Origin of the sequence: Williamsia sp. MIQD14, from assembly GCF_051025635.1 — a bacterium.
GTDB lineage: Bacteria > Actinomycetota > Actinomycetes > Mycobacteriales > Mycobacteriaceae > Williamsia_A.
Genome location: NZ_JBPFDG010000002.1, coordinates 632,097 through 650,341, shown reverse-complemented (window position 1 = coordinate 650,341; position 18,245 = coordinate 632,097). Strand labels below are relative to the sequence as shown.

Below are 18,245 nucleotides of genomic sequence, written 5' to 3'. Positions count from 1 at the left end.
GAGATCGCCTGCGAGCTCATCGATGTAGTCCTCCCACGCCTGCGCGGTCGCGAGGTCGACCGTCGGGGGCTGCGAGTGGCCGGCCGGGGCCGTCGATACCCAGCGCCTGCCGCAATGCGGGCAGGCCGTCGTCCAGGAACTCGAACCATCGCGCGAGGTACCAGCCGAGGTAGAGGTACTTGTAGATCCCGTCGCACGGGTAGAACGTTGCGGCGTAGAGGTCGCCGTTGCTGATGACGAGGGTGATGCCATGAGATTTCGGACCGAGGAGCCGGGCGAGCGTCGGCGCTGACACAGCGGCCGGGAGGTCGGTGATCACGCGCGCGAAGATGTCGACCTGCGGTGCCCGCATCGAGACCGCCACCGACGTCGGGAAGTCGGCGCCGGGGATCGTGATCACGGCATCAGAACCGATGACGGGAGCTCCGCCCGCGAAGGCCGCGAGGTCGTCACGAATGCGGGCACGCAACGCAGCGGGACCGAGTCTGACGGGTAGCGACGCCTCAGAGCTGACGAATTCTCCACCGATGCCGGCGATGTCGTCGGGCTCGGAGAGCAGCCAGGTGTATCGGGCGATGTCGACGACGGTCGACGCCAATTCGCCGGCGCACCCGGACTCGCAGATGATCCGATCGGCTCGGAGCATCGGCGGAAGGATGGTGGCGTCGTCGGCGGATCGTGGTCCGACGAGTCGCCACCCGACTGCGGATAGCTGGCGAATCCGCAGCCCGTCGGCCGCCTCGCCGTCGGCGGGGACGATGAACACGAATTCCTCGTGGTTCAGTCGCTCGATGCGACGGGTGAGGGTGGAGGCGAATCCGCTCCACTCCGCCTCGAGATTCGTCAGTTGGTCGGTCATGGTGACCTCCTTGATTGCTGACGCGGCCCGGTCGTCAGCGGATGGATCGGGGCCGTCGGATCGGCGATCGCGGACCCGCACTCGGTGGAAGAACCACCGTTCACCTGCAGGTTAGATCACGGGTCCGACAGCGATCGGGCCACCGTCGGGAGTGAGCATGCGCCGTCCTCCACAGAACGGGACGATCGTGTCGTGTCGGTGCGCGAAGCCGTACCAGGCAATCACACAATGCACCGCGTGCAGGCCGGCCAGGACGATCGCCGAGATACGGGTGGCCGGCCGCGCCGCGAGAACTGCTACGGCAGTGGCAGAAAGGCCGGCGAACGCGACCAGGATCATCACGATCGAGTCGAGCGCGAGGAGGTCAACGGCTGATCGCGTTTCGGCGCAGTGCCGTTTCACCTCGGGCGCGAGCGCCATTGCGCCGGTGGTGATGTGGGCCTGCAGGGCGACCGCGATGGGTGTGGAGAGCAACGCCGTGCCCCACCAGAGGGCATTTACCCGTCGGCGATGAGGCTGTGGGGGTGACCCAGGATCGCCCGTCGCGTGCATGTCGGCGCCGGTTCTCGCTCCTGGTTGTGGGGCAGCTGTCGGCCGCCGCGAGTCGGCTTTGAGATGTCCTCGAGACGTCTAAAGTTCCCCCGGCCGGCGCGCGCGGGACGCAAGTAGGGGCCTCGAGCGTTCACCAGTCGAAGGAATCGCATATCGAACGCAACTGAGGGGACGAGCTGACGTGTTGTCGAGAGTCGTGAATGTTGTCGAGCAGGTTGCCGATGCCGCACTGGGGATCGTGGGGGTTCGTGTGCTAACCGAGGAGCCGTCGCACACCACGACGACGCTGACGAACGCGGTAGAGATCCGGCGGTACGGTCCGCGGATCGCGGCCGAGACCACGGTGCAGGGTGCTGACGAGGAGAAGGCGCGGTCGGACGGCTTCCGGCGTTTGGCCGGCTACATCTTCGGCGGCAATCAGGCGGGGGAGAAGGTCGCCATGACCGCCCCGGTCAGCCAGGGTTCGTCGAAGGGTCAGAAGATCGCGATGACCGCGCCGGTGTCGACGTCGAGCGACGAGAACGGTTGGGTCATCCGGTTCTTCATGCCGTCGAAGTGGACCATGAACACTCTGCCGATCCCGAATGACGATAGCGTCCGGCTCGTCGAGGTGGCCGAGGAATCGGTTGCCGCTGTGCTTTTCACCGGCTCTCGGAGTTCCCAGGCGGTCGCGGCGAAGACGAAGGAACTGCTCGATGTGCTGTCGGCGAAGGGTGTCGAGACGGCGGGCGAACCCGTCAGCTGGTTCTACGACCCGCCCTGGACCCTGCCCTTCCGACGTCGCAACGAAGTGGTCGTCCCGATCGTCGAGTGCGACTGAGCGTTGGGTGCACTGGCATGCCTGTTGCAGCCCAAATCCTTTCGTCGCGCGTAATTGAGTCGGCGCCGGACCTGAGCCCGTTAGCCGCGGCCACGGATGCTGTGTCGGGGCCTGAAGCGCAAGTTCACCCAGCGGGTTGAGCGCATCGCCCGAACTCCCATCGTGACCCCGGTTTCGATGGTTTGGTAAGTGCAGATTCGCTTTCATTCGCGCAGTCTGCGATTTTTCAAGACGCCGATCGGATCCAGCTAAGGCCACCCGAGGTCTGAGGACCGCACTAGCCTGCGGAAAGGACTTCGAACGCCTTCCGACGGTTGTGGACTTGACGGCAAGCCCATAACCGTCGTTGCAACGGACGGCGACACACTCTGGGTTACTGCCACCCGGGACGCTGCCGAACTGAGGTGTGTTGCATCATTGCGTGATGATGACTTTTCGGTTTGTAGATCCTGAGGACGGCGAAACGGTTGAGGGTGAGTTCGCCGGCGATTTTAAATGGCACTTCGACACGAAGGATTCTGTAGCCTCAATTGTTATTCCGGCTGACCCTGTCGCAATATTCGGCGATGTCATCAGCGAAGGCGCCCGACTAAACTGGCGTCTGAAGTTTTACTCACAGGATAGTCTGGGCAATCCTCTATTGGTTCTAGAAGACTTCGGTACTGTTGGCGACGTTGGCGAAGGCGTGGCGGCGATCGAGGCAGCTATTCGCCGCCAGGCGAGCTGAATTAAGCAACGAACTACCGATACCATTGTGCTGGACCAAACGTGGAAATCTGGTCGAAAGGGACCTTTTTGTTGAAGTCGCGTCAGACCTCATTTAAGGGTTTTCGGTGAATGGACACTAGTTGGTCTTTATCGGTGCAGGCGCAGCTGCGCATTGACGCTATGGACTGGCTGCGGGTCCGTTCGAATGACGGTGACGCGATCCTGACCTCAGAGGACCTTCTCGAGTTTCGGTTTCGTGGTGAGCCATTTCGCTTAATGGATGCTCAGCGCGGCATTCGGAAGCCGCGGCAGTTTGACAGCGCTCTGTCTATCCGTACCGTCTACAGGCCAGAGGGATATGAGAGGCCGTACGAAGACACAGCCGGCTCCGACGGACTAATCCGTTACAAGTGGCGCGGTACTGACCCCGGGCACCCCGAGAACATCGCGCTTCGTCGGGCGCTTGAAGAGCGAGAGCCGCTTATTTGGTTCTTTGGCGTGGGAATTGCGCAGTACAAGCCCATATTCCCGCTTTACGTGTTCGACGAGGAACCGGACCGCCACCAATTCCTGCTCGTGACTGACGGCGTTCGAGAATTGGTGACGACGGGTTCTCCGATAGAGGAGCATTTACGCAAGTATGTGGTGGCAGAGGTTCGGCGCCGGCTGCACCAGCCCGTATTTCGCGCGTCGGTGATGCGTGCTTATCGGAGCCGATGCGCAGTTTGCGCGCTCGGGCACGCTGAACTTCTAGATGCCGCCCATATTGTTCCCGACTCGGAGCCGGAGGGAATCGCAGCGGTGCGTAATGGTCTTTCGATGTGCAAGATTCATCACGCGGCGTTCGATTCGAGCATTCTCGGAATCGAGCCGTCTTCGTTGAAGGTGGAGATTCGCTCAGATTTGTTGACCGAGATTGATGGTCCGATGCTGCAGTACGGGCTGAAGGAGCGCCACGGCCAGCGGCTGATGGTTCTACCGTCAAAGCGTGTCGAGCAACCCGACAAAGAGCTGCTGGCGGCGGCGTTTGAGCGGTTCAACGCGGCGAGCTGATATGCAGCGTCGCCGCGTTAGCGGTGACGACCTCTAGTCTGTCTAAGCCCGCCGGAGCGAATCGAGATCACACTGCTCCCGCCGCCACTATGCGACGTTGTTGGCTTTTCGGGCGATCGGTGCTGATGGCGCGACCGCCGCCGGGCAGTTGTCGTGCCAGCTTCGATGGCCGCAAGCAGCTTATTCTCCCGTGCCATAAGGGTCTGTTGTCTATTTGCGCTATCCGGAGTAATGCCGGTGCGACGAACCTCCCACCGCAGCGCCTCCACCTCGATGCGGACGTCTCGTAGCTGTAACGTCAAAGGCCTGTCTAAACTGTTAGACGCGGTTCCCTTCGTGCGCGGTTTTGACTTCCTTCTGCGCTTGCGTTCAGAAGACTTCTCATCGCCAAGCGTCTCGCGACGTTTCACCGGTGCCGGTGTGGCCGAACTTTTTCGAGTTTTCGAGCTGTGTTCTGTCGGTTGCTGCGGAAAGAATTGCCGCAGCTTCGCCCGCTCCTCGTCCCACGAACCCAACTTTCGCCTCCGCCTTCTTCGAAATACTAAAGTTCCCAGACGTGGTCCGGGTCATCGAGGGCTGCACGAACTTGGCTGAGGTCGCCCATGTCGGCGATGGGCGACGACTTCGCAATGTCGACAACGCTGTCGACAACCGTCTTGATGACCGCTGGATCGCCGGACTCGAGGGCGGTGTCGAGGCGGGTGAACATCTGGTCGATCGTGTTCTTACGGTCCGCGAAGACGAGCGCGAAGTAGTTTCGAAGGACGTTCTCGCCGGCCTTGATCCGCGCAATCTCGGTATCGCGCGATGCACGGATCTGTTCCTGCTTTGTCGACTCGGTCGCGTGGATCGTGACGCACTCCTGCGCGGCATCCACGACCTGCTTGAGGGCGTTGAAGCCGTCGAGCGCAGACACTGCCTTCATCGCGGGTGGGACAACAGTTCCCTCGTAAACTTTGCGTTCAGCCATCGATGGTCTCCTTGGTCATCGTGCGGTATTTCACCGCGATGGTGGCGCTCTCGTCGGTGAGATCGCCTTCGTCGTCGAGCACCTTCGTCGCCGCGACGTCCCGAACGCCTTGCGCTAGGAGAACGCAGCGCTGGAATCGGGGAGCGTGCGCAGTCGGGTCGAAGTCTTCGGATTCAAGCTCGTCGAGCGCGACGACCGCCCGCGACGTCAAATCTGCGAGAACACCGCTGAGTTCATCGACGCGTGCTTCGATCGCGTCGAGTCGGGCGGCTAGGAGGTCGGCCTCGGCAATGGCGATGTCGATCGAAGCAACCTTCGACTTCGCCTCCGTAACGGCTTGCTTGCCCTTACCCTTCAGGACCAGTCCGCCGACCAGGAGCGCTGGTCCAACCGTTACGACATTGAGCACGGTGGCGCCGAGCGCCATTCCTCCGCCGCCCGTTGCCAGGCTGCCGCCGCCGAGCCACGCGAGGGTCGCACCTTGAGCGGCTGCACCGCTGAGCCCGGATATTGCTGCGCCTGTGCTCGCTGAGGCGAGAGCGCCAACTGTTCCGGTGACGGCCGCCGACGTCCCTGCACCGGCGGTGAATGCCCCAACGATTCCGCCCAGGATTCCGCCGAAGTCGATCACAGGACCTGTTGTGGTGTTGACGACTCCGACAGTCACATCCAGGCCATCGGTCAGAATTCGCTCGTTTTCTTTGATCGAGCGGGCGTTCCGCCGCATGAAGTCGGCGAGACGTAGCAGAACCTTCTCGATGGCGTCCTCTTGCTGGCTGCCGTAATCGGTCAGGCGTTGGTTGGTCACTGTGGCACGCGCTTCACTTTTCTTGCGGCTGTCTTCGTACCGAACGATCGCCGCCTGGAGGTCTTTGCGCGCCCGCTTCATGTCGAGTGCGCCTTTGCCGCCGAGGGCGAGTCCGCCACCGCCGGTGGCGCCGCCGGCCACGATGATCGCCGCAGCGATGAGTGGTAAAGGCATATTAGTCTCTTTCGTTGGTACTAGAACGTCAGTTGTTTGCGCGGCCAGAAGCTTTGCGCCAGATGGCGTGGTCGAGAGTGGTGGCGTCGACGCCGAGGTGGTCTGCGGCGTCACGAACGAGCGTTGCGCAGGTGGTAGGCGTCAGATCGGAACGACCGATAGCCGTCGAGACAAAGCGAAGCACCATGCGATCGGACTTCACGCCGGGAAGCCCGGCGAGCATCAGCGCGTACTCAAAGGTGATTCCGGACCGTTGTGCTTCGGCCGACGTCCAGAGCTTCTTCAGCGCGGCGCGGCGATCTTCGTTGCCGGCAGCCAACTCACCGTGCTCGCGGAACTGAGCCGACATCCGGATCCCCGCGTCGTGGAGCTTCTGGGCGACATCGTGCATGACGTCGGCCTTCAGCGAGGCGCCCCGCTTAGTGGATGCCGCCTTGAAGTTGCCGACTTTCTTGGCCCAATTACGGGCCCCACCGAGCTGATCGAACGACGCCAGGAGTTCCGCGGTGCCGTCGGTGGCAGCGGCGTCGGCCCGTAGCTCGCGGTAGCGGTTCACGACGTTCAGCACGCTGTTGTAGTGCGCACCAGTTGACTGAATCGAGTCGATGATGCACAACGCAAGGCTGTCCGGATACCCGTTGGGCCGGAACCACTCTGACTGCGGACCCAGCTGGTCGCGGCATGCCCCTGCGAGCTTGTCGAGATCGGTTGCTCCAGACACGGCGACCCCCTTTCGTTCTGCGACACCATCGCAGAGAGGTCCGACAAACCCGGCAGCGATCGCTTTGGGCAAATATAGCGATCGCTACCCGCCCGTGTACGCATGTCTGGCAGTATCGGTTTGCTCGCCGAACTTTCGAGGGGATTGCTGTTGTCGGATATTGCCTGGTTGGACACGTCCCCGGACGAAGAGCGGCAGATGCGAGAAATCGTCAAGCTCTTCTCCGACAGCTCGACACTCGATGACATCGGGATCGGCCAGGTGCGCGACAGCCTGGCCGACCGCCTGTTCCCTGCGACATCGACGGTTCACACCCGTGCGCGGTACTTCCTGTTCATCCCGTGGATCTACGCGGCCGCGGCCGGCAAGTACTCCGGTACGCAGGCGACGTCGAAGGCGCGTGACCAGGAGCGGGCGCTCATCGAGACGATGAAGAAGTCCGGCCACACCAAAGGACTGATCGGGCGCGTCGCCGGCGCGAGCGTCGCGACACTGCCCTCGAACATCTACTGGTCGGCACTCGCAAACCTGGGTATCCGCGGGGAGTTGCCCGGCAGTCCGACCGGGTGGAACGTCAGCGTCGAGCCGCCGCCCGGCTTCCCGAAGACGGTCGACGATGGCTTCGCGCTCTCCACCGAGGAAGCCCGGTGGCTCCAGGAGCGAGTGCTGACCACCAAGCCGACGTCCTACCTCGCGCACATCCTGCGGTCCGGCCTCGACGCGGACATCGACTCCATCGTCTGGCCCTGGGAGCATCCCGCGCTCGCAACCGCGAGTCCGGAACTGCAGGCGCTGGTGGAACACGCCCGGCTCTTCTCCCTCGCCATGGAGGGCGCCTCGCTGCTCTACAACCTACTGCTGGCGCAGAAGTACGACGGCCTGGTCGAGCCCGACGAGCCGTGGGCCCCGTACTACGCGGAGCGACTCGAGGACTGGGCGGCTGAAATCGCTGACGATGTAAATGCACTGAGCACCTGGGACCTGGCCGAGTTCTGGCGCGCCGCCGAGGCGGATCGGAACACGCCGATCCCGGGCGGGACCCGACTCTTCGTCCAGACATGGATCGACGAGGTTCGTGCCGGACGCGCTGCGCAGGCCTCCGAGTCGGAGCCTCTACGCACGTTGATCGCCAAGCGTGAACATCAGAACAAGGGCGAGCAGTCACGCCTCCGCACAGACAACCTCATCAAGCAGTGGTCGGGTGCGTCAGGCGCCAACCGCCTCGCGTACCGATGGCCGACCGTGCAGACGCTGGTGACCGACATCCGGGAGGGCCTCGGGCATGCTCCCGCCTGACAGTCGAACGACGCTACTGAAGAAGCTCGAGCCGCCGCCCGGCTACTCGGTGACACACGTCGTCGGAACAACATTCACCCTCGATCTCGACAGCGCTCTGCTCCCGTCGCTCGCGCTCTCCCGCAGTGCTGCAGCCGACTCCGCTGACCGACTCGAGACAATCGCCGCGGTGCAGGCGAGCATCGGCAAGATCGACATCTTCCATCAGCTCGGTCAGATCAACGTCTCAGGCACGCGTTCGCGGCTCCACACTCTGCTCGAGCCCGCTGTCCACGGCGTGCGTCCGGCAAATGGCTTCCTCTTTCACCCGAAGGTGTGGATCGCTCGCTACGAGGACCCCAACAACCTCACCCGCATGCGGATGCTGGTCTTGAGTCGCAACCTGAGCCGTAGCAAGTCCTGGGACGTCGCGGTCGCGCTCGAGGGGTGGGTGATGACCACGCCCAAGGCCTCGAACAGGCCGATCGCCGACTTCGTTCGCTTCCTGCCCGAGCAGGTGACGGTGCCTCTGCCGGCGAGTAGACGAACACGGCTGACAGCACTTGCCGACGAGATCCGCTACGTCGAGTGGGAGCTACCGAAGGGGGCGAACTCTCTGGAGTTCCACGCCTTCGGCCTTCCCGGTCGGCCGCGGCCAAAGATCGACTTCACCGGCTACAAGCACCTGATCATCTCGCCATTTCTCACCGACGATGGCTTCGCCGAGCTGGTGCCCAACGATTCGAAGAACGTGACCGTCGTGTCCAGGCAGGAAGCTCTCGACGGGTTGTCGAAGGACAACGCCGAGTGGATCACCACCCCGTACGTGCTGTCCCCGACAGCGGGTATCCCGGCCGAGGACGAAGAGTCCACCGGGTCAGCGGCACTGTCGGGACTGCACGCAAAGCTCTACTGCGTCGAGCGGGCGAGAAACGCTCACCTCTTCATCGGATCAGCGAACGCGACGTACAAGGCGTTGAACGGCAACGTCGAAATCCTCGTCGAGTTGACCGGTGGCGCAACTGCTCTCGGCGTCGACCGCTTCCTCAGCAAGGACGGCTTGCTCCCGATCCTGGAGGAGACGACTGCCGGAGCTGGCGAGACCGTCGACAACGAGGCGCAAGTCGCGCTGGACGCGCACATCAGGGCGATCGCATCGATGGAACTGCAAGCGGTGCTCACCGGCGACAACGAGGCCTACGACCTGCGAGTCGTCAGCCGCGAGCCAGTGCCATCGAAGCCCGATGTCACCGTCGCGATGTCGCTCTACACCGACAAGTCAACGGCCACTGAGCTGAACCCCGGAGTTCCGATTGACGTCGCGTTCGGCGGGCTCGCCCTGTCCGACGTGACGGCATTCGTCGTGATCGTCGCCAGCGACGCCGGGGGCCGTCAAAGCGCGACCATCGTGAAATGCCACCTGATCAAAGATGTTCCGGGCCGAATGGATTCCATCGTCACCAACGAGATCAACAACCCCAACGACTTCCGTCGGTTCCTATCCCTGCTCCTCGCCTTCGGCGCGCCGACCGAGGAGACCGAGGGCGGAGAGGGGGAGTCAGCCGGTGGAGCAGGGAAGTGGCACGTCTTGGAGAACGGACTCTTCGAACAGCTCCTCAAGGCAGCGACCCTGAGCCCGGAGAGTCTCGAGCGTCTCGCCGGAGTGGTCACTAGCATCATCCAGCGCGGCGACCCCCACAACGTCCTCCCCGACGGCTTCCCGGATCTGTGGGCTGCCATCTCTGCCGCCGCCGACATCGAGGTGCCCGCCCATGCCTGACAACACCACGTTTCGCGCCGAGCCGTATCTGGCGAAGCTGCGTCCGTTCCAGCGTGCAACGGTCGACCACGTCGTCGACATCCTGTACCGCAGCAAGTCGGGGAAGCGCTTTCTCGTGGCCGACGAGACCGGACTGGGCAAGACGATGGTCGCCCGCGGCGTGATTGCGAGCGCCATCGAGGCATTGCAGGACGAACCTGGCGTGGACCGCATCGACGTTGTCTACATCTGCTCGAACGCCGACGTCGCCCGGCAGAACGTGAAAAAGCTAGACATCCTCGGCAACGAGGCGTCGCTCTCCACCCGTCTCAGCCTGCTCGCTGCCGAGACTGACAAGCTCAAGAACGGCGACCGGTCCGCAGGCAAGCCTGTCAACCTGGTCTCTCTCACTCCGAAGACCGCCTTTCCCGACAAGGGGTGGCGCGGCGGCACCAGTCGCGAACGAGCGTTGCTGCACATCATCTTTCGAGACCGATTGGTATTGAAGGGCAAGTACGAAACGGCGTCGTTGCGATTGCTGCAGGGCGGGGTCGGGACCATGGAGCGCTTCAAGCAGGCGGTCACCAACTTTGAATACCAACTGGGCGCAGCGCCCGGGCATGGTGCCGGCAAGCTCGACGCGGAGATCGTCGACAGGTTCTGGAAGATGGCATCGCAGCCGGCCGCGGACAACGGTTCGCTGGTCGACCGGTTCACCGCGTTCGTCGAGCAGACCGCGGGGAAGTCCAAGGTGCCGGCCGCGTCCAGTGAGGTGTCTCAGCTTCACAGCGAGCTACGCCGCACCCTGGCACGCGCGTCGGTGGATGCGCTTGAGCCGGATTTAATCATCCTCGACGAGTTCCAGCGATTCACCGAGCTACTCGACGCGGAGAATCCCATCGCCGAGCTGGCACACGACCTGTTCACCTTCGAGCACGCCAAGGTCCTGCTGCTCTCGGCCACGCCGTACAAGCCGATAGACAATCTCAGCCAGGATGGCTCGACACACCAGTCAGAGTTCCTCGGCGTCCTGGAGTTCCTCGCGCACGAGAAGGCAGGGGAGCCCGCAGCCGGGATCGAGAAGCTGCTGGCTGAGTACCGGCAGTCGGTGAAAACTCGGACCGACCCCGCCGAGCTGCGCGATCGCATCCGCGGTGAGCTTCTCCAGCTCATGTGCCGAACCGAACGGCCGACGAAGTCTCGCGAATCCATGGTCCAGGAGCGCGAATTTAAGGCCCCCGCGATCAGCGCCGACGCAGCAGCCCAGTTCTTGGCCATGTCGAAGATCGCCAAGCACGTCGACAGCAATTTGCCGATGGACATCTGGAAGTCCGTGCCCGAGCTCGTGCACTTCTGGGAGGCCTACAAGATCGGCGACAGAGTACGGAAACAGCTCGACGCCGGCGACGAGGAACTGAAGGAGATGGTCGCATCCCTCCGACGACTGGACCCTGCGGCGGTCGACCGTTTCGACGAGCTTCCGGTCGACAATCCGCGTCTCCAAACGCTTCTCGACGAGACGACCGGGAAGGGATGGCAGTCGCTGCTGTGGATGCCGCCTTCGCTGCCGTATCTGAAGCCCGGCGGACCATTCGCGTCTCCCGACGTGGCGAGCATAACGAAGAAGCTTGTCTTCTCGTCGTGGACTGCGACACCCACCGCGGTGGCTTCTTTGGTCAGCCACGACGCGAGCCGACGTATCGCCCGCCCCGACCAGTCGCGGACCCCCAAAGTCACGGTCGAAAACCGAGATAGTGTGTCGCAGCGTATTCAGTTCCGAAGGTCCGGCGATCGGCTCAGCGCGATGGCCGGATTTCTTCCCTTCTTTCCGCTACCGGGGTTGGCGGACATGGCAGACCCGCTGCAGCGAGCAGGCGTTGCTGGGCAACCGTTCAATCGCGAACTCGCGGAGTCGAGGATTGCCGGCGATCTGCAAAGCCGGCTCGGACGCGACGTCCACGAGTCGGGAGCGAGTGAGCTGTCTGCGTTGACCTGGCAGTGGCCACTCGCGCTCAGCGACGGCATCCTCGACGAGGCGTTGTCCGCAGTGATCGTCGATGCGAGTCATCAGGCGATCACCGTTGCCGACGCCATCGCCGGCCGGGCGGCGTCAAAAGGTGTTGAACAGGAGGACGATCGGCGCGACCAGGGTACGGCCATCGACGAATACGTCACCGAGGCGTGGGCTGTTCATCGCGGTAGGGCGACGCTCGACGTGCGGGCGGTGCCACCCGGGTTGGCGGCGCAGACGGCGCGTCTCGCGATGCATTCGCCCGCCAACTGCGCATGGCGTTCCTTCGGCCGGCTCTCCGTCGACGATTCGGCAGTGACAAACGGAGGCCGATGGCGCGCTGCAGCCATCTTGGCCTCCGGCCTGCGAGCGTTGTTCAACCGCTGGGATTCCGCACTCCTGCTGGACCAGCTGTACGGCTCAGCCACCCCCTACTGGCAGCGCGTTTTGCAGTACTGCGCTGACGGCAATCTTCAGGCTGTGCTCGACGAGTACCTCTTCCACCTGGTGCAGGTGGAGGGTGACGCGGCGTTCGACGATGCTGCCCTGATCAAGTTTGCCTGGCACGCCGCGAGCGCGTTGAAGGTAACCCCGGCCGCCTACAAGGCGAAGGACCCGCTGGAGGAGCAGGACATCGACTTCTCGAATCGCTTCGCGATGCGCTACGGCGGGGCAAGGGAGAGCGAGGAGTCTGCGAGGCCGTCGGAGATCCGAGACGCGTTTAACTCGCCCTTCTGGCCGTTCGTACTCGTCTCGACGAGCGTCGGCCAAGAGGGGATCGACTTTCATCCGTGGTGCCACAACCTGGTGCACTGGAATGTGCCGACCAACCCAGTCGACTTCGAACAGCGCGACGGCCGTGTCAACCGGTTCCGGGGCCACGCGGTGCGCAAAAACATCGCGCACCAATTCAGTCGAAAGATTCTGGGTGCCAATAATCCCTGGCAGGAGGCGTACCGACTCGCCGGCGAAAACGCCCCGCACTCGGATGTGCCGGGTCTTGCACCTGAGTGGGTCTACCCGGGGCCGGCGTCTGTGGCACGCGATGTCATGCCGTATCAGTTGAGCATCGACGCTGCGCGGCTAAGGCGCACCCATGAGCGAGTCGCATTGTACAGACTAGCTTTTGGGCAGCCGCGGCAGGAAGACTTGATGGAGCTGATGGCTGCAGCTGGTGTGAGTGAATCAGACGCCAGTCAATGGCGGGTCGACTTGCGCCCCTCGGGCGCGACCTGATGCAGCCACTCGGACTGAACGCTTCTGGCGTCTGCCGCGGCGGAATCCCAGCGAGCCCGACTTGTTCACGGTTCGATTCACTGAGAGAAACGAACGCAGCCCAAGCCGAGGTGGTGGCAGGCTCCAACTCGGATTGTAGGAAACTTGATGGACGTTTTTGAGGTACACAAGCAGCTGGTCGACGACTACAAGTCGTTCACGACGTCGTCGGTAGAGGTGCGAAATCCTCGTCTCAAGCAGCATATTGACGAGCTGATAGAGCGTGGTGACCAGTGGCCCGAGCCGTGGCTATCGCTCAATCCACTATTTGAATCCGGTGGATCCATCGAGGAGCTGGTGGCTGAGGGCCTGCTCGGCGCAGAATGCGAGCGCATCTTCCGTCCGAAATCGCACCCCGAAGACGTCGGAGACCGTGCAATCACGCTGCACCGTCACCAACGACAGGCGATCGAGGCGGCGCAGACAGGAAAGTCCTACGTATTGACGACAGGCACAGGGTCTGGAAAGTCCCTGGCGTACATCGTGCCAATCGTCGACCACGTTCTGCGGATGGCAGAGCGCAAACCCGGGGTGAAGGCGATCATCGTCTATCCAATGAACGCGCTGGCGAACAGCCAGGTCGGCGAGCTCGAGAAGTTTTTGCGGCACGGCTATGGGCCGGCGGGAAACGAGCCTGTCACGTTTGCCCGCTATACCGGCCAGGAGCAGGGTGAGGATCGCGAGAAGATCCTTCGCAACCCGCCGGACATACTTCTCACGAACTACGTGATGCTCGAACTAGTCCTCACCAGGCCGGAAGAGCGCCGCCGGCTGGTGCAGGCCGCGCTGGGTCTGCAGTTCCTAGTGCTCGATGAGCTACATACGTACCGCGGGCGCCAGGGCGCCGATGTCGCGATGCTGGTTCGCCGCGTGCGCGATGCCTGCCAGTCTCCGAAACTGCAGTGCGTCGGAACCTCGGCGACGATGGCGAGCGGTGGCACGATCGACGACCAGCGCGCGGTGGTGGCGAAGGTGGCTAGCCACGTCTTCGGGGCTGAGGTAACGCCCGAGCGTGTGATTGGCGAGACGCTCGACCGCGCTACGAGCGGTAACCACAACGACATTGGACGCCTTAGTGCCGAGGTACGCGCTGGCGGCGCCAGCGGCAGTTATGACGCGCTCGCGGCATCATCACTCGCCACCTGGATCGAGACGACGTTCGGCCTCGACAAGGAGCCCGGCACCGGTCGGATTGTTCGGCAGCAGCCGGCGCGGGTGCGTGAGTCAGCAGCGCGCTTGGCAGGCGCCACAGATTGCACTGTCGACGAGTCTGAACAGGCCATCCGGGCGACGCTGCTCGCAGGGTCCAACGAGCGGCATCCCGTCACGGGTCGTCCCTTGTTCGCGTTTCGGCTGCATCAGTTCCTGTCCAAGGGCGACACGGTCTATGTATCGATCGAGGCCGAAGAGCACCGGCACGTCACGTCCACCTATCAGGTGTCAGTGCCAGGTGAGCCGGAGAAGGCGCTGATCCCATTGGCGTTCTGCCGCGAATGCGGGCAGGAGTATTTGGTTGTCGCCCGCATTGGCGACCGCGGTACTACTCGTTACCGGCCGCGCCGGGACCGCGACGCCAGTGGCGGCGACGAGGCGAACGGATATCTCTATGTTTCTTCCGATCAGCCATGGCCGACAGACCCGCTTGCTGAAGGGCGGTTTCCCGACTCTTGGGTCTCCGATGGCCAAGTGGTTGAGCGTCTGCGCAAGCACCAGCCCCGGTTGGTGAGGGTAAGCGTTGACGGGACCGAAGCGTCGAACGGGCTACGGGTCGCCTACGTTCCATCCCCGTTCCGTTTCTGCCTGCGTTGCAAGGTTTCGTATGAACAGGCACGCGGAAGCGATTTTGCGAAGTTGGCAACGCTCGATGCCGAGGGCCGCAGCTCGGCGGTTTCGGTGGTAAGTGCATCGGTGGTGCGATCCCTCAAGCAACTACCGCCGTCGGAGCTGCCGGACAATGCGCGGAAGCTGCTCACGTTCGTTGACAACCGCCAGGACGCCAGCCTGCAGTCCGGCCACTTCAATGATTTCGTTCAGGTGACCCAATTGCGCGGCGCCGTGTACCGCGCACTCGCGGGCGGTCCGCTGCGGCACGACGAGGTGGCGCAGCGGGTCGTCGCGTCACTCGGCTTGCCGTTCGAGTCGTATGCCGCCAACCCCGACGCCGTCTATGGCGCGCGGTCCGCCGCGCAGCGCGCGTTTAAGGAGTTCATCGAGTTTCGACTGTATGCCGACCTTCAGCGCGGGTGGCGGGTGACGATGCCCAACCTCGAGCAAACGGGCCTGCTTCGCGTCGATTACGAGTCCCTAGGTGATATCGCCGCAGATGCGGCGCTGTGGGACCAATCGCCGGCGTCCCTCCAGTATGCGCGGACCGGTGAACGGGAAGAGCTATGCCGCATCGTGCTCGACGAGTTCCGGCGCGAGCTCGCTGTGGATGTTGACTGCCTGTCCGAGGACGGCTACGACCGCATCCGGCGTCAGTCAGAACAGGTACTGACGGGGTTGTGGTCGATCTCCCGGCGCGACACTCCACCGATGCTGGGAGTGGTGTCGACCCGGTCGGGTACACCGGGGCGCCCGCGCGCGGAGGTGCGGTTGACCGGAAGGGCCGCCCTCGGGCGCTATATTCGGGACCGCAGTGGGCTGCGCAATCTCGACGGCTCAACGCTCGATACCGCAGATGCTCAGCAGGCGATCGAAAACCTTCTCGCTGTACTCGAACGCGCCGGGCTGCTGACGAAGATCGTCCTCCCAAAAGACGACGGGCTCAATTATCGACTCAAGGCCTCGGCGATCATCTGGTGCGCGGGCGACAACCGGACCGGTGCACCAGACCCGCTGCGACGCACCGCGACTTCCGATCAGGGCCTACGAATCAATCCGTTTTTCCAAGATCTTTATCGCAATACGGCGCCGACTCTCTCCGGGCTGCATGCCCGCGAGCACACCGCGCAAGTCTCTTCGGTAGATCGCGAGAGTCGAGAACGCGAGTTCCGTTCCGGGGCATTGCCGTTGATGTTCTGCTCTCCGACGATGGAGCTAGGGGTCGACATCTCGAGCCTGAATGCCGTGGGCCTACGCAACGTACCTCCGACACCCGCAAACTACGCGCAGCGTTCGGGCCGCGCGGGACGTTCGGGCCAGCCGGCGCTCGTGGTGACCTACTGCGCGACCGGCAACTCGCACGACCAGTACTACTTCCGACGGTCCCGGGAAATGGTCGCTGGATCTGTGGCCGCACCCCGTCTGGACCTGACGAACGAGGCGTTGCTGGCATCGCATGTGCATGCGCTCTGGCTGGCTGAGACCGGAGCAGACTTGCATTCTCGGATGCCCCAACTGCTGTCCGTCGAGGACGAGGGAATGCCTCTTCTTGTCGACCTGGCGCGGGTTCTCGGCGAGCCCGACGCCATCCGACGCGCCACCGATCGCGCCGAGGAGGTCATCGCGCCGTTGCGCTCGGATCTGGAGCAGACGGCATGGTGGCACGACGGCTGGGCGGCGTCGATTATCGCCAACGCACCTCAGGGATTCGATGATGCATGCGGCCGTTGGCGGGAGCTCTACCAGGCAGCTTTGGCTGACCAGCAGGAGCAGAACAGGGTCGTCCTGGATACCTCTGCGTCGCACGGGGCACGGAATGCCGCGGAGTCACGTCGACGCGAGGCCGAGAGTCAGCTGCGGCTACTGCGTAACGAGGATTCCGGTCGCGGTCACTCTGACTTCTACACCTACCGGTACTTCGCGTCCGAGGGATTTCTGCCGGGCTACAGCTTCCCGCGGCTGCCGCTCGCCGCGTACATCCCAGGCGTGCGCACGGCGGCGGGCGCTGCGGACGGGGGTGACTATCTGCAGCGCCCGCGCTTCCTTGCGATCAGTGAATTCGGGCCCGGCGCGCTGATTTATCACGAGGGTGCCCGCTACGAGGTGCGCCGTGTGCAGGTGCCCATGTCCAGAGCCGGCGTCGGCACAGTCGACCTTCAGGACGCCCGTCGTTGCGAGGAGTGTGGCTACCACCACGTGCGGCAGGCCGGCCTGGACGTGTGCGAGAACTGCGGTGTCCCGCTGTCCCCCCCGCGATACAACTTGATGAAGATGCAGACCGTGTTCACCCGGAGGCGCGAACGTATCTCGTCGGACGAGGAAGAGCGCCGTCGGGCGGGCTTCGAGTTGGAGACATCGTTTCGGTTCAGCCAGCACGGCCTCCGCTCCGGCCGCCTCGACGCCGACATTGCCGGCCCGAACGGGACGCTCGCCGAGTTCGTCTACGGCGATACGGCTGTGGTTCGAGTGACGAATCTTGGCCGACGGCGACGCAAGAATCCGAATGAGCTCGGTTACTGGCTCGATACCGTGAAGGGCAACTGGCTCAGCGAGAAAGACGCATCGGATGCGACCCCGCAGGATGGCGGTCTTGAGGATGCCGCCGATGCCCCGTCGAAGTCCAAGGTGATCCCTTACGTCGAGGACACCCGAAACATCGCGTTGTTACGCCTGTCCGCGCCGGTGGACGAATCCGTGGCGACGACGCTGCGGTACGCACTAGAACGCGGTATCGAGGCCGAGTTCCAACTAGAGGACTCAGAATTGTCAAGCGAGGCGATGCCTGACAACTCGGAGCGTGCACGGATGCTGTTCACCGAGTCGGCGGAAGGTGGCGCCGGCGTGCTTCGCCGTCTGCACGGGGAACCGGACGCGCTCGCACGGGTGGCGCGCCGCGCCTTGAACATCGCCCATTTCGGTCCCGCCGGAGAGGACTTCGGGAGGGCCGAAGGAGGGCGGGAGCGTTGCGAGAAAGCCTGCTATGACTGCCTTCTCGCGTACGGCAATCAATCTGATCACCAAAAGATCGACCGGCACGCGATCAAGGATTTGCTGCTCGCGCTCGCGTTGGCGGAGACGTTGCCCCGGCACGACGACGCGAACCCTAGTGCGGAACCCGACGATTTGCGCAGACAGTGTCGCTCTGATGGCGAGCGGGCATTGGTTGACCTGCTTGTGACGCACGAGTTCGCACTACCCGACTCCGTGCACGAGTCGGTGGGCAACGTCGATGCCGATTTTGTCTTTCGCGGTGACGAGGGGGTGACTGTTGTGTTCGTGGACGAGTCCGGTGACGCGGCGGGCTCGGGCCGCGATGATGCGGCCGAGGACGAGCTGATGGATCGAGGATGGTCGGTACTGCGTCTGCGGGTTGGCGACGACTGGCTGTCAGAGTTGCGCGCGAACACGTACGTGTTCGGCACAGGAAAGAGGTAAC

The 18,245-nt window shown here is 63.4% G+C and carries 12 protein-coding genes; 7 read left to right on the top strand and 5 right to left on the bottom strand.

All coding sequences use genetic code 11. The features are described from left to right. Positions 1–16: 16 nt before the first annotated feature. A complete protein-coding gene (locus ACQ7HM_RS10500; RefSeq protein WP_434216414.1) occupies positions 17–859 on the bottom strand; it encodes a hypothetical protein in 843 nt (280 codons plus the stop codon). A gap of 111 nt (positions 860–970) precedes the next feature. Further along, positions 971–1,333 (bottom strand): hypothetical protein, encoded by a 363-nt coding sequence (locus ACQ7HM_RS10495; RefSeq protein WP_434216199.1) that lies wholly within the window; start codon positions 1,331–1,333, stop codon positions 971–973. A gap of 274 nt (positions 1,334–1,607) precedes the next feature. On the opposite strand from ACQ7HM_RS10495, the gene ACQ7HM_RS10490 reads away from it, so the two are divergent. From ACQ7HM_RS10490 to ACQ7HM_RS10480, 3 genes are all read left to right on the top strand, one after another. Next, positions 1,608–2,231 carry an SOUL family heme-binding protein gene (locus ACQ7HM_RS10490; RefSeq protein ID WP_434216198.1) on the top strand — a complete coding sequence of 208 codons (624 nt, stop codon included), beginning with the start codon at positions 1,608–1,610 and terminating at the stop codon, positions 2,229–2,231. A 424-nt stretch (positions 2,232–2,655) separates the two neighbouring features. Next, positions 2,656–2,958 carry a hypothetical protein gene (locus ACQ7HM_RS10485; protein WP_434216197.1) on the top strand — a complete coding sequence of 101 codons (303 nt, stop codon included), beginning with the start codon at positions 2,656–2,658 and terminating at the stop codon, positions 2,956–2,958. A 134-nt stretch (positions 2,959–3,092) separates the two neighbouring features. Next, the gene (locus tag ACQ7HM_RS10480; RefSeq protein ID WP_434216196.1) at positions 3,093–3,992 is read left to right on the top strand and encodes an HNH endonuclease; all 900 of its coding nucleotides are present in this window, start codon (positions 3,093–3,095) and stop codon (positions 3,990–3,992) included. A gap of 541 nt (positions 3,993–4,533) precedes the next feature. On the opposite strand, the gene ACQ7HM_RS10475 is transcribed toward ACQ7HM_RS10480, so the two are convergent. From ACQ7HM_RS10475 to ACQ7HM_RS10465, 3 genes are read right to left on the bottom strand one after another with little or no spacing between them, the layout of a single operon-like run. Continuing rightward, positions 4,534–4,962, bottom strand: coding sequence for a hypothetical protein (locus ACQ7HM_RS10475; protein ID WP_434216195.1), 429 nt, complete (start codon positions 4,960–4,962; stop codon positions 4,534–4,536). Then, positions 4,955–5,944 (bottom strand): hypothetical protein, encoded by a 990-nt coding sequence (locus ACQ7HM_RS10470; RefSeq protein WP_434216194.1) that lies wholly within the window; start codon positions 5,942–5,944, stop codon positions 4,955–4,957. Before ACQ7HM_RS10470 ends, ACQ7HM_RS10475 begins: the two co-directional genes overlap by 8 nt. A gap of 28 nt (positions 5,945–5,972) precedes the next feature. Then, complete coding sequence (locus ACQ7HM_RS10465) at positions 5,973–6,665, bottom strand: heme peroxidase (RefSeq protein ID WP_434216193.1); 693 nt, start codon at positions 6,663–6,665, stop codon at positions 5,973–5,975. Between the two features lie 102 nt (positions 6,666–6,767). On the opposite strand from ACQ7HM_RS10465, the gene ACQ7HM_RS10460 reads away from it, so the two are divergent. From ACQ7HM_RS10460 to ACQ7HM_RS10445, 4 genes are all read left to right on the top strand, one after another. Next, complete coding sequence (locus tag ACQ7HM_RS10460) at positions 6,768–7,961, top strand: DUF6361 family protein (RefSeq protein ID WP_434216192.1); 1,194 nt, start codon at positions 6,768–6,770, stop codon at positions 7,959–7,961. Continuing rightward, entirely contained in the window at positions 7,948–9,720 is a 1,773-nt protein-coding gene (locus ACQ7HM_RS10455) for a phospholipase D family protein (protein ID WP_434216191.1), read from the top strand. Before ACQ7HM_RS10460 ends, ACQ7HM_RS10455 begins: the two co-directional genes overlap by 14 nt. Further along, positions 9,713–12,946 carry a helicase-related protein gene (locus tag ACQ7HM_RS10450; protein ID WP_434216190.1) on the top strand — a complete coding sequence of 1,078 codons (3,234 nt, stop codon included), beginning with the start codon at positions 9,713–9,715 and terminating at the stop codon, positions 12,944–12,946. The genes ACQ7HM_RS10455 and ACQ7HM_RS10450 overlap by 8 nt, the downstream gene beginning before the upstream one ends. 147 nt (positions 12,947–13,093) lie before the next feature. Beyond that, positions 13,094–18,244, top strand: a complete 5,151-nt coding sequence (locus tag ACQ7HM_RS10445; RefSeq protein ID WP_434216189.1) for a DEAD/DEAH box helicase — start codon at positions 13,094–13,096, stop codon at positions 18,242–18,244. Position 18,245 lies beyond the last annotated feature (1 nt).